The sequence below is a fragment of the Methylophilus sp. E2MeOHC9 genome, from assembly GCF_058744375.1.
Map to the genome: position 1 here is coordinate 88,972 of NZ_CP196024.1, position 12,824 is coordinate 101,795.

Sequence of the window (12,824 nt, forward strand, 5' to 3'; positions counted from 1 at the left end):
GGCTACCAGTCCGTATACAGCGTGCCATCTGCGGCCTGACCGGTGGCGCTGCTGTGCAAGGTATACACCCCACCGACCAGGGGCAATTCCGGCGGTGCGATCGTCCAGACATCATTACGCTCTGCAATCGCATCCCACGGCAGCTTGTCCAGGTAATGCTTGTCTACTAGCTCCTGTAAGGTCTCGGGATACTGTCCCTGGTCGGCGAAGAATTCATCCAGTGCCTTGCGGGTAGTGGCCAGTTGCTGTTTCAGTGCCTGCTCTTTGGCGCGCTGCACGCCGTAAAAATAGCGTGGCACCGCCAGCGATAACAACAAAGCCAATATCGACAATACCACCAGCAACTCCACCAAGGTGAAGCCTGCCCATCGTTTGAGCCGATCAGGCTTACCATTGCGCATACGGCACTCCGTTGATCCCGGTTTTCGCACTTAACGAATACACATCATAAACATCCTGGCCAGCACGCGGCGATTCCGGCGGGCTATCATAGCTGCGCAATCCCCAGCCGCTGACAGCACTTACCCCGGCAGTTTGCTGGATTTTGAGCATAGGGTCTTGCGGCACCCGGCGCAAGAAGCGCAATACCTTGCGTTTAGGGTCTTTAATATCCTGCACCCCCTCCGCCAGGATTTGCAAATTGGGCGGGTAACCGGTGGCATCTGCATTTTTCTTGATGCGCCCGTCATCTGCAGCTTTTTTGTAGCCATCAATGGCGCGACGAATCTCGCGCAGATCTTCACGCAGTTGCTGTTCTTTTTGCCGTTGCAAGGTAAGTTGCACCATAGGCGTGGCAACGCTGGCCATGATCGCAATGATCGATAACGAAACCATCAATTCAATCAGGGTAAATCCGCCACACCTGGTCGTGCGCTGCCTACGGCAATGCCTTGCTGCAGACAGAGACAACAACCGCATTACGGGATCACCTTGGGCGATGGCAAGGTGGTCGGTGATTGTTCCTGCACACCGCTGCCATTCACATTATTAGACATGCCCGGCACCGTCGGCGTGACGTTCGAAGACGGGAAGGTAGTGGCCGGCTCAGGCGGCGGCGGAAGCGCATCCGGCGACGGTATGCTGGCCTCAGGCGGCATAGGCGTTTCAGGAGACTGAACCACAGGCGGCTCTATCGGCTCGTTCAGTTCACGCTGACGCTGCAACTGCTGCTCATACTGCTGCTGTCCACGCGCCGAAGCCGGGGCCATCGGTGTGGTATTCAACAGTGGCTTATCAGAAATGACGGTATCGGTGCCACTCCAATATTCGGAGAAGGTCGCTTCCGGCAAGGTGACATTGCTGATCACTTTAGGCGTGATCGCCAGCACGATCTCGGTTTTTTGTTTTTCATCATTATGGCGGGAGAACAATCTACCCAGGATAGGGATTTCACCCAGCCCAGGGATTTTGTCTGCATTCTTGCGCTCGGAATCCTGGATCAGGCCGGCGAGGATTTGTGTCTCACCATGTTTAAGTCTCAGGATAGTGCTGGCATTCCGCGTGCCTATGTTATACACCTTGGAGTTATTACTCAGGGTAATCGCCTCACCTAATGAACTGACTTCCAGATTGACTTTGATACTGACGTAGTCATCCAGCATGATGCGCGGCTCCACTTCCAGCTTGAGCCCGACATCGACATACGACACACTCTCGGACGTGCCGACGTTAGCCGTGGTATTAGTGGTGATCACCGGCACTTTGTTACCGACCAGCACTTTGGCTTTTTCGTTGTTCTTGACGCGGATACGCGGGTTGGACAACAGGTTAAGATCCGTATCAGTAGTCCTGAACTGTATGCTGGGGTTAGGGCTGACGCCGATATCGGAAGATTTCAGGCTTTTGAGCGCTTCCAACGTTAAGGGGCTGTTAAGCACAGTCAGTGAGCTAGGGTAGACGATGCCCAGGTTTTGCAGTTTGCCGCGTGTGACTTCCATCACTTCGATTTCCAGCATCACTTCCGGGTCGGCAATGTCCTGCGCTTTGATCATTTTCTCAGCGAGGGCCAGCACTTCCGGTCTGTCCCTCAGTACCAGCATGTTCAGGCGTTCATCGACATAGACATCGCGGATCTTAAGGATGGTGCGCAACATGTCGGCGCATTGCTTGGCGCTGGTGTTGGCAAAGTAGAAGTTACGGATCAGCAGATCCTGGTAATCCTTGTTCTTTTGCTGGGTGGCTGGGTACACCAGCAGGCTGTTGGGCGACAGCACTTTTTTCTGCAAGCCGTTGCTGGTCAGCACCATGTCAATTGCATCTTCTATCGGCATTTTCTTAATAAACACTGAAGCTTTCATTTCCGGCTTGATGTCCTTATCCAGGATAAAGTTGACGCCAGTGGCGCGTGACAATGCTTCAAACACGACTTTGATATTGGCATCACGCAGTTCCAGCGTCACCGGTTTGCTTAAGCCGGTTTGCAACTGCGGCAACGCGGCACGTGCGCGGGTTTCCAGTGCGATCAACTGCCTTTCCAGCGCGAGTGCCTGCTCGTTGGTCGGCTGTTCCAGCAGGATATCGCGCACCAGTTTCAGTGCTTCTTTGGGCTGGTCCATCTGTTGTTTGGCCGCCTCCAGTTGTTTACGCAAAATGATTTCACGCTCGCCTGCCCGTTCATAATCCAGCGCTTTGAGATGATGTGCATCCAATGTCAGGATGCGCGCGTAGATCTGTTTGGCTTCAGCCACATTGCCTTTGGCATCAGCGGCTTCCGCTTCGAAAGAGAGGGCATTGATCGCCTGTTCCCGCTCGCGGTACCAGCGATTGCGTAATTCCACATCACCTGGTTTTTCAGCCACCAGTTTGGCTAATTCGTGTACTTTGCCCTCAGGCGTGGTGGCCGTGAGTTTAGGCTGTAACAAGCTGCAGGCAGCCAGCACAAACGCCGCACACACCAGCAATAAACTGGTGCGCAAACGCGTTGGCAGCAAGGTGTAACGGTGGGGTGTCATGTAAGAGTGACTCATGAATTATTGTTCTAAAGGAATATTGTCTTCAGTATCGGCCGCAGACTGACGTTGCCCTGCTGCTACGGTTTTGGCTTTGCTCAGCACTACCGCCTGATTGAGCGGCAGATAGGTAAAATACACAGATTGCTCATCTTCACGTTCCAGCCGCCATTGCGCGGTCACCTGGCTCTTCAATTTCGGCATCAGTACTTTTTTCTGCTGCATTAAAATCACCGTACTGCCATCCGGCACATCCTGCATGCTGCCGACGTAGGTGTAAGGTAACGGCGGTGCTTTAGGCGGCGGTGGCGGTTGTGGTTTGGGTGGCGGAGGCAACCACTCATGCGCGGCAAACAATGCATGACTGACCTTGGCAGGTAACTTTCGTGGCAGCACGACAGGGGTGGCTGTTTCTGCTACGACAACTTGCGTAGCCTGATCATGCGCGCTATTCACTTGTGGTTCAGTCACCGCGTTTGTTGCTGGCGTAGCCGCCAGCGTTACATTGTTTCTGGCAGGGACAGATTTAGCCAAAGTGCTGTCTGCCACGACGACCTCTTCTTCCATATCCTGCTCGGCTGACCACTGCCAATACACCAACGCAAACGTCAGCAACAGCGCAACCCACAACAGTGGCTGCCGGGATTTTTTTGCGTTAGCCGCTTCAGGTCGCATGCTCGCGCCCTCCGCGGATAAACATGGAGAATGTCAGCGTCGTATCAATCACCGGCTGCAAAGTCTCGTTCTTGCGCAGTTCCAGGCCGGTCAGGGCCATGGTCGGGTAACGACGCAACACTTCGCTGATAAAGCGGCGGCAAGTGACATAATCGGACTGGATAGTGAAACGCATATCAAACTGCTGTATCGGCTGCGGGCCAACAGCAGCCTGGTGCGCCTGCCACTGATAGTCGCCCACATTCAGCGGAATATGATGCTTCTGCGCCAGTGCCGCCACCTGCAGCATGCGTGGTGATAGCTCGCTACTGGCTGGCAATTGTTGCCACAATTCAGACAGGGTGACGGGTTCACTGGCCTGTTCAGGCGTTTTTGCTGTCGATACCGCTTTTGCAGTGAGCAGCCTGGTTTCAACAGGGCCGGCTGGCCGCAATTTCAGCTGTGCAATTTCTTGTTCCAGAGAAGCAAGCCGGGCAGTTTTTTCTGGTTGTTGCTGTAATAAATATAGCCAGACGATGATGAGCACGCTACTGGCTAACATAGGCACCCAGCCAAGATACCAGGCGCTGCGTCTGGCAAACCAGATCAGCCCGGTCATGGGAGGTAAGCGCAAACGACTCATGGCTGCCACCCGCCCTGGATTTCAAAGCTGACCGGGCGTTGTGGATGCGTTTCAATCACCTGGTGTTTTTGCAGGTGCACTTGCGTGAGCTCCGTTGCTTCCTGCAAATGCCCCACGTACTTGAGCAAGGTGGTGTAATCCTTGGCTTCACCGGATAAGGTGAATTGCCCGCGTGCGGCGTCAGGTAACAACTGCAACAACGCAATGTCTTTGATCTGCCTGGATTCCAGCGCCTGCAATAGATCAAACCAGTGGATATTCAACTGCTGCGTAATCGTTTCTGCTTCTTTTTCTTGCGCCTGGGTGAGGGCAACAGCCGCTTTCTTTTGTGCAGCCGCATGGGCATTCTGCTTTGCCTCTTCCGGACTTCTTGCAGGTGGGGCTTGGGCCACTATTGTTTTTTGTAACTGGCTAGCGGCGTCATTCGCTTGCACCAATTGTGCTTTGCGTTGCTCCATGGCCAGCAATTGCGCATTGGCATCGTCATCTGCATGCCAGGCAGTCAATACCAGTAGCGCGCACACTATCAACAGCAATAGCCCTGGCCAGCGCATCTTCTGCCAGGCGAACGGTGCCTGGGCAAACTCAAAATGGTAGTTTGGGTTAGGCCACATGTGCGACCTCTTGCCACAGCGAAGTGATCGCATCAGTGGAATACAGGTTTTTGCATGTCAAACGACCTGCCAGGTGTTGTGACAGCCTGCGCCCTACCGCTAGCACAGGCTCACATGCGGGCTCACTCAGCCAATAACAGCCAGAGGCCTGCACGCCCAGTAAAGTACGCTCACGCAACAACCACGCGGCCATGCTATCCACCTCGGCCAGGTCAGTGACCAGGCTGGCGACATGGGTGATTTTCCCTTGCTGCAACTGCAACAATCGCAGCATATGCGGCTCGGCAGTCACTACCGTGCCATCTGCTGGCAGGCGGGTTTGCGCCCAAAGCGCGCAAGCATAGGGCTGCACTGATAACTGCAGGGACTTACGTGGTGCAAGCAGGTTGCTGGCTGCCATACTTTGCAAGACGGGTGTGGTGGCGAGTAAACAAGCATGGCCTTGCAGCACATCCTGCATGCGGAACGGCCATTGCACAGCTGCCTCACCATAGGTGTTGAGTAGCATGGCGCGTGCATACGTTTGCAGCTCAGTGCCTGATAGTGCGTTCGCCTGGCCGGATTGCTGAATCGCAGGTAATAACATCAGGTGCACATGCTGGTCTGCCAGGTAGATTTCGATACGCTGCCAGTCCGTGGCGGGAAGTTGCGCCATCACGGCCGTCATGGCGGCCTGCAAAGCAACAGGCTGCGTGCTTTCCAGGCTGGCCTGGGCGACCACTTTGCGGTGCTGGACGCCAGCCGACCAATGCTCAGCCAGTACGCTGTCAGCTGTCACCAATACGCGCGTCAGGCCGCACCACCGTATCTGTCTGAGCATATCAGGCAATAAACGTGACACGGTTGATCTCCTGCAAGCTGGTCATGCCGGCGCCAGCAGCACTGACTGCCGCTTCACGTATGGTGCGCATGCCATTTTTGGCTGCGGCTTCTTTGAGCTGGCGGATAGGCTCACGCGCAATGATCATTTCGCGTAACTCGTCATTGAGCACCAAAACCTCTGCCACTGCTTTACGTCCTTTATAGCCGGTGCCGCGGCAATGCCCGCAGCCTTTGGCATGTTTAAACGTCATACCGACGGCCTGTTCCGGCGTCAGGCCTGAGGCTTGCAGTAGTTCTGCATCCGGCACAAATGGTTCGGCGCATTGGGTGCACAAGCTACGGACTAGTCGCTGCGCAATAATGCCATTGACGGCAGATACAAAGTGATAGGGATCGACACCCATATGCATAAAGCGGCCTATCACATCCAGTACGCTGTTGGCGTGCACGGTGGAGAACACCAGGTGGCCGGTGAGTGCCGCCTGTACCGCGATCTGTGCGGTTTCCGCATCACGGATTTCACCGACCATGATTTTGTCAGGATCGTGACGCAATATGGAACGCAACCCACGCGCAAACGTCAGGCCTTTCTTTTCATTCACCGGGATTTGCAGCACACCCGGCAATTGGTATTCCACCGGGTCTTCAATGGTGACGATTTTGTCAAAACCGGTATTCACTTCAGAGATTGCTGCATACAAAGAAGTGGTTTTACCGCTACCGGTGGGGCCAGTCACCAGCACCATTCCATAAGGCTCGCTGGCGAGTTTCCTGAACCTGGCGATCACATCGTCATCAAAACCCAGAGCTTTCAGGCTCAGGCCCTGCGCCTGCTCGGTCAGCGCTTTGCGGTCCAACACCCTCAATACGGCATCTTCGCCAAACGCACTCGGCATGATGGAAACCCGGAAGTCGATCAGACGGTTCATGGCGTGCACTTTAAAACGGCCATCCTGCGGGATCCGCCGCTCGGCAATATCCAGTTGCGCCATGACCTTGATACGCGAAATCGCCTGTTCTGCACTATCCAGCCCCGGGCTATTGGCAATACTCGCCATCACACCGTCAATACGATATTTCACGGCCAGGCCGCCGGGATGCGACTCCAGGTGGATATCGCTGGCGCCGGTTTTCAGCGCGTCATATAAAGTGGAGTTGATCAGTTTGATGATGGGGTTGGCATCTTCATGGATGGATTTAAGCGAAAGTTGCATCACAACTTCCTCTTCACCCTCTTGCGCCTGATCTTCATGCAAGCCCATGCCATCCATGGCGCGCATGGTCTCTTCTTCACCGGCCAGGTATGCACTGATATCCAGCCGGTGTGCCAACCGCCACGTGTACGACTGCGGTACCGCATGTTGCGCCCATAAAGGTAACTGGCGGTCAAACGGGTCAGCAAACACCAGTATCAATGCCTGGTTTTCATCATAAAAAGCCAGGCATTCTTTTTGTTGCGCCTGGTTGTAACTAATGACATCGAATGCGACCTGCCACTCGCGCATTTCACGCATGCTGGCTACCGGGTAATGCAGCAACTGCCCCAGTTGATTGACCAGCGCCTCGCTATCTAATGAAAGTAATTCTTCCAGCACTTCGATGACGCGGCGCTGCTGTTGCTGAGCGAGTACCTGCGCCTGCGCAAGCATCTCTGCCTCGAATGCGGATGGCGAATGGTTAAGTAAAACCTGATTCATTGGATCTGCCCTGCCAGTTCAAAGATAGGCATATACAACAGGAGCACGACGATACCAATCACCAGGCCGATAAACAGCATCAGCAAGGGCTCGAATAACTTGGTGAACCAGTCTATCCAGCGCGCCAGTTCTTCGTCATAAAAACCGGCGATGCTATCCATCATTTGTGCGACATTGCCGCCACGCTCGCCGACCAGCAGCATGCGCTCACCAATCGGGGTCGTCATCCCCGCAGTTTTGAATGCATGTGATAACGGTTGCCCCTGGCTGATCATGGTTTGTGCCTGTTGCAGGCTGAGCGCCATGCTGGTGTCCAGCAAGCCACCCAGCGAATCAATCGCAGTCATGATGGGCGTACCACCTGCCAGCAACATACCCAAGGTGCGGTAAAAACGTGCCAACTGGTAGAGTTGCAACTTTGCACCCACGGCCGGAATCCGCCAGATCGCCCTGACCATGGCCTGCCGCATGGCAGGTGTTTTGAAAAGCACTACCAGGCCGATGATCATGCCAGCGAGGATAGCCAGCATGGTTTCGCCATGTTGTGAAATCAGCGTGCCCCACTGCAACATCAGTTGCGACATCCACGGCAGATCTGCCCCGGTGCCTTCATACACGCTGCTAAACTTGGGAACCACGAAGCCCATCAGGAACGCGATCACCAGGCCACCTACGATAATCAGCAGCAAGGGGTAGATCGAAGCACTGATGATTTTTTTCTTTAACAGTGAGACCTGATTGTCATAAGCGATGTAGCGCGACAAGGCATTGCCAAGGTCCCCGGTACGCTCAGCCGCTTTGACGGTGGCAAAATACAGCGGGGGAAATACTTCAGGCTGGCGCTCTAGCGCGGCAGAGAATGACTTGCCTTGCTGCAGGGATTGCAGGATGCCTTGCAAGACGCTGCGGGTATGGTCTTGGCGTAATGAGAGTGCTTCAATGGCTTCAACCAGATTGAGGCCTGATTGTAATAAAGCCAATAACTCCTGGCTGAACAAGGCGAGCGGGAAGGCTTCTTTTTTTAAACGTGCCTTGCCGGACTTATCCACTTGCAACGACACCGGCAGCAAGCCTTTAGACTTTAGCTGCGCGTAGGCATCTTGCTCGTCGTCGGCCTGCAACTCGACCATCGTCAGCAGTGAGCCATTTAATACTTTTGCCTGGTAGCGCATGTCAATTACCAGCTGGTAATATCCTGTGACTCGTCCGTACCGCCTACCTGGCCATCTTTACCCAGGCTGAATAAATCATACTCGCCATGCTGGCCAGGGAAACGATACTGGTAAGGCTTGCCCCACGGATCATTCGGCACCCCCTTCTTCAGGTAAGGTCCGCTCCAGCGGGTGTCATTTTCGGTGTTAGCCATCAGCGCATTCAGGCCCTGCTCGGTGGCAGGGTAATGGCCGACATCAAGACGAAGCTGATCCAGTGACTGCTCAAGTGCGGCAATTTGTGCCTTGGCAGTCTTGACTTCAGACTTGCCAATCTGCTGGAAATACTTGGGACCGACATAGCCTGCCAGTAAGCCGATAATCACCATTACCACTAATAATTCCAGTAATGTAAAACCGGCACTGCTTCTGACCGAACGCTGCGTCATCCAATATTTCTCCATGAAAATTTGATGACAATACTAAGCAGTTCAGATTGCAGAAAAGTGGCAGCAATGTGACAGACCGTCAAAATTGTAAATCCGTATTAACAATTTTGACGGTCCAGGGTGTGGCGAGTGGATGATGTTGAGAGTGGGTTAACCAGCTTGCAGAAATAAAAGATCCGTTGGCCGGCTACTCACCAAGAAAACCGCCACTCTGGTGTGCCCATAGCTTGGCGTAAATACCGTTCTGCTGAAGTAGTTGATGATGGGTGCCGGTCTCAACGATACGGCCCTGGTCCAGCACCACCAGTTTGTCCATCGCCGCAATCGTGGAGAGCCTGTGCGCAATCGCAATCACGGTTTTGCCTTCCATCAGCTGTGAAAGATGATGCTGAATGGCCTGCTCGACTTCTGAATCGAGCGCACTGGTCGCTTCATCCAGAACGAGGATAGGTGCATTTTTGAGCATGACGCGCGCAATCGCTATCCGCTGGCGTTGACCACCGGAAAGTTTCACGCCACGCTCGCCGACATGGGCGTCGTAGCCGGTGCGGCCTTTGGCATCACGCAGCGTCTGGATAAAGTCGTGTGCTTCAGCCCGTCTGGCGGCGGCGATCATATCGTCTTCTGTCGCATCTGGGCGCCCATAAAGGATATTTTCGCGTACTGAGCGATGCAGCAACGAAGTGTCCTGTGTCACCATGCCAATCTGCTGCCGTAAAGAATTCTGTTTAACCGTATCAATCGACTGCCCATCTACTTTGATATGGCCAGACTCGATATCAAAAAAGCGCATCAATAAATTCACAATCGTGGATTTACCGGCGCCTGACCTGCCGACCAGGCCTACCCGCTCACCTGGCTGGATAGTCAGGTTAAAGTTTTCCAGCAAATGCGCCTGCTTTTCATAGGCAAAATAGACCTGCTCGAATTTCACTTCGCCGCGAGGTACCGTGAGTGCGGGCGCTTCTGGTGTATCGACCACACGGTTGGCTACCGATAAAGTGTTGATACCATCCTGGACGGTACCGATCTGTTCGTACAACGAAGTCAGTTCCCACATCACCCAATGCGAAATACCGTTAAGTCGCAAGCTCATGGCCATGACTGCGGCCACCGCGCCGGCAGCGACCAGGCTTTGTGACCAGAGCCATAACACCAAGCCACCGCTGGCGATGATCAGGCACATATTCAGGAAGTGGTTGATGGTCTCCACCCCGCTGACCATGCGCATTTGCCCATGCACGCTATCGAGGAACTCCTGCATGGCCGATTGGGCATAATCCGCCTCGCGGCCTGCATGTGAGAACAGCTTCACGGTGGAGATATTGGTATAAGCATCAGTGATGCGTCCGGTCATTAATGCGCGTGCATCAGCCTGTTGTTGCGATACCTTGGCTAACCTTGGAATAAAGTAGAGCAATGCACAGCCATATAAAAGCAACCAACCGAGAAACGGCAGCACCATCCACGGATGGAAACTGCCCACCACCGTGACGATAGTGGTGAAATAAAGCAGCACGTAGACCATGATATCGGCCAGGATAAACCACACTTCTCTGACGGCCAGTGCTGTTTGCATGACTTTGGCCGAAACACGGCCAGCAAATTCATCCTGGTAAAACACCATGCTTTGGTTGAGCATATGCTGATGAAACTGCCAGCGTAACCGCATAGGGAAATTACCAGCTAGGGTCTGGTGTTTCATCAGTGTTTGCAGGGTGATGATCAGGGTACTGCCGATGAGGATGGCAATCACCCAGGTTAAGGTGTCTTGATGAGTGGTCCACAGCTGTTGTGGAGCAATGGCTGTTAGTTTATCCACTACCTTACCCATCAGGGCAAATAGCAAGGCCTCAAAAGAACCGATACAGGCTGTCAGTATCGTCATGCATAAAATGTACTTACGCATGCCATACGAACAGGCCCACATAAATGGCCAAAAGCGCGTAGGCAGGTTTTGAATAATTTCGCGTGGAAATGGAGAGACTAATCCCTCAAACTTTGAAAACAATCGCATGGTTACAGGTGTGTATAAATAAGGACAACGGCTTCGGCGGCAATGCCTTCGCCACGGCCGGTAAAGCCCAGCTTTTCAGTGGTGGTGGCTTTAACGTTAATCAAATCAATGGCGACCTGGCAGTCGCTGGCAATGTTCTCGCGTATGCTCAGGATATGTGGCCCAAGTCGTGGCGCTTCACAGATCACGGTAGCATCCACATTGCCGATATTAAAGCCTTTATCACGCAGCAGCTCGACGACATGGCGTAATAACTCACGCGAATCTATGCCTTTGTAACGCATATCTGTAGGCGGAAAATGTTTGCCAATATCCCCTAGGGCAGCTGCGCCTAGCAGTGCATCACAAATGGCATGCAGCAATACATCTGCATCAGAATGTCCGTCCAGGCCAAGCGGATGGGGGATGTGTACACCACCGATGATGCAATCGCGGCCACTGACCAGCGCATGCACATCAAAGCCGTGCCCAATTCTAAAAGGCGTCATATATTTTTTGGTTTAGTTAATGTCTAAAAGGAATTCAGTCTTGTGCAGCCGACATGAGTGCGGCCACAACGGTTAAGTCATTCGGATAAGTTATTTTCATATTCTTCAAATCACCCAACACCAGTTTGGGCTTATGCCCCATCCACTCCATGGCTTGTGCTTCATCAGTCGGATGCCGCTGCACGTGAGTGCTTAATGCCTGCTGCAGTGCAGCGTGTCGAAACATCTGCGGCGTTTGCGCCTGCCATAACTGTTGCCGCGGAATAGTTTCGTCTATCAAACCATGTGGGTCGGCCCGTTTTAAGGTGTCAGCCAGTGGTAACGCAAGCAACCCGCCTATCTCATTATCAGAGATGGAATCAATTAAGCGCGCCATCATGGTGGCATCAATTCCGGGTCTTGCCGCATCGTGTACCAATATCCAGTCATCTGCAGCCACGACATCTGACAGCGCTTGCAAACCGTTTAACACACTGTCGGCTCGCGTTGCTCCACCGCAGTGAATAACCCGGGTCTTTTTGCAATACGACAACAGCGACGATTGCCAGAACGCATCGTTTTCGGCCACCACAATCGCGATGCTAGTGATTTGCTGCGTTGCCTCAAATATATCGATAGCATGCTTGAGGATTGGTTTCCCGTTCAGCATCAAATATTGCTTGGGAGTCTCTGACTGCATGCGTGCGCCATGCCCGGCACTAGGTATTAAGACATGATATCTAGCCATTTCAATATTCTAACATGTCACATCATGTCACTTCTCCCCTGATTAGCCCCAATGGGCCAATGACATATGTAGAGAGTTTTCATATGATGCTTGCAAACGAGGGAGAAGACTCAAACAACAGCCGTACAGCGCAGAATGATACTGACTCAGCGGCGTTAATAATCAGGTAGTAAGCAGTGTAGCAAGACAGATTTCATGGCAGTCTATTTAATGTTTTATCCTAATAGACTTTGATAACCCGGTGCGTGCACCGGGTTTTTTTACGCGTGTTTTGTGGTTTGTTGGCGTCAGCCAGGTCGCTGTTGTTCTATGCTGACACCGTAAAAACAAAAACCCCGCTATTGCTAGCGGGGTTTTCTTGTAAGGAGCTTGGGGATGACCTACTTTCGCATACGAAGAGTACACTATCATTGGCGCAAGTTCGTTTCACGGCCCTGTTCGAGATGGGAAGGGGTGGTTCCAAACCGCTATTGTCCCCAAACATAACTGGTAATGTTATGCATGGTGCTGAGTGGTAGCTCAGCCTGCTTTAACAAATTGGAAGAAGTAAAGGATTCAAGCGTTTACGCTTGTTTTCAATGGGATTTAGATGTTGAAACAACGTGTTGTTTCAG

General features: G+C 53.0%; 13 protein-coding genes and 1 rRNA gene. All 14 read right to left on the reverse strand.

Annotated features, from left to right (window positions below; translation table 11 throughout):
* Positions 1-2: 2 nt before the first annotated feature.
* The 14 genes from ACSSVF_RS00390 to rrf all read right to left on the reverse strand — a co-directional run bounded on the left by ACSSVF_RS00390 (position 3) and on the right by rrf (position 12,691).
* The gene (locus ACSSVF_RS00390; RefSeq protein ID WP_492404606.1) at positions 3-401 is read right to left on the reverse strand and encodes a type II secretion system protein; all 399 of its coding nucleotides are present in this window, start codon (positions 399-401) and stop codon (positions 3-5) included.
* Positions 388-918: a type II secretion system protein gene (locus ACSSVF_RS00395; RefSeq protein ID WP_492404607.1), complete on the reverse strand. Its 531-nt coding sequence runs from the start codon at positions 916-918 to the stop codon at positions 388-390. Before ACSSVF_RS00395 ends, ACSSVF_RS00390 begins: the two co-directional genes overlap by 14 nt.
* Entirely contained in the window at positions 918-2,951 is a 2,034-nt protein-coding gene (locus tag ACSSVF_RS00400; RefSeq protein WP_492404609.1) for a secretin GspD/PilQ domain-containing protein, read from the reverse strand. The genes ACSSVF_RS00395 and ACSSVF_RS00400 overlap by 1 nt, the downstream gene beginning before the upstream one ends.
* Before the next feature lie 18 nt (positions 2,952-2,969).
* A complete protein-coding gene (locus ACSSVF_RS00405) occupies positions 2,970-3,623 on the reverse strand; it encodes a hypothetical protein (protein ID WP_492404610.1) in 654 nt (217 codons plus the stop codon).
* Positions 3,613-4,245: a hypothetical protein gene (locus tag ACSSVF_RS00410; protein ID WP_492404612.1), complete on the reverse strand. Its 633-nt coding sequence runs from the start codon at positions 4,243-4,245 to the stop codon at positions 3,613-3,615. The genes ACSSVF_RS00405 and ACSSVF_RS00410 overlap by 11 nt, the downstream gene beginning before the upstream one ends.
* Positions 4,242-4,859 carry a PilN domain-containing protein gene (locus ACSSVF_RS00415; RefSeq protein ID WP_492404613.1) on the reverse strand — a complete coding sequence of 206 codons (618 nt, stop codon included), beginning with the start codon at positions 4,857-4,859 and terminating at the stop codon, positions 4,242-4,244. The genes ACSSVF_RS00410 and ACSSVF_RS00415 overlap by 4 nt, the downstream gene beginning before the upstream one ends.
* Positions 4,849-5,700 (reverse strand): VOC family protein, encoded by an 852-nt coding sequence (locus ACSSVF_RS00420; RefSeq protein ID WP_492404615.1) that lies wholly within the window; start codon positions 5,698-5,700, stop codon positions 4,849-4,851. Before ACSSVF_RS00420 ends, ACSSVF_RS00415 begins: the two co-directional genes overlap by 11 nt.
* Positions 5,681-7,378, reverse strand: a complete 1,698-nt coding sequence (locus tag ACSSVF_RS00425; RefSeq protein ID WP_492404617.1) for a GspE/PulE family protein — start codon at positions 7,376-7,378, stop codon at positions 5,681-5,683. The genes ACSSVF_RS00420 and ACSSVF_RS00425 overlap by 20 nt, the downstream gene beginning before the upstream one ends.
* Entirely contained in the window at positions 7,375-8,550 is a 1,176-nt protein-coding gene (locus ACSSVF_RS00430) for a type II secretion system F family protein (RefSeq protein WP_492404619.1), read from the reverse strand. The genes ACSSVF_RS00425 and ACSSVF_RS00430 overlap by 4 nt, the downstream gene beginning before the upstream one ends.
* Positions 8,551-8,555: 5 nt before the next feature.
* Entirely contained in the window at positions 8,556-8,978 is a 423-nt protein-coding gene (gene gspG / locus ACSSVF_RS00435) for a type II secretion system major pseudopilin GspG (RefSeq protein WP_492404620.1), read from the reverse strand.
* Positions 8,979-9,165: 187 nt separating this feature from the next.
* Positions 9,166-10,995, reverse strand: coding sequence for an ABC transporter ATP-binding protein (locus ACSSVF_RS00440; RefSeq protein WP_492404622.1), 1,830 nt, complete (start codon positions 10,993-10,995; stop codon positions 9,166-9,168).
* Between the two features lie 2 nt (positions 10,996-10,997).
* Complete coding sequence (ispF, locus tag ACSSVF_RS00445; protein ID WP_492404624.1) at positions 10,998-11,483, reverse strand: 2-C-methyl-D-erythritol 2,4-cyclodiphosphate synthase; 486 nt, start codon at positions 11,481-11,483, stop codon at positions 10,998-11,000.
* A 34-nt stretch (positions 11,484-11,517) separates the two neighbouring features.
* Entirely contained in the window at positions 11,518-12,210 is a 693-nt protein-coding gene (ispD, locus tag ACSSVF_RS00450; protein WP_492404626.1) for a 2-C-methyl-D-erythritol 4-phosphate cytidylyltransferase, read from the reverse strand.
* Between the two features lie 367 nt (positions 12,211-12,577).
* A 5S ribosomal RNA gene (gene rrf / locus ACSSVF_RS00455) occupies positions 12,578-12,691 on the reverse strand.
* Between the last annotated feature and the right edge of the window lie 133 nt (positions 12,692-12,824).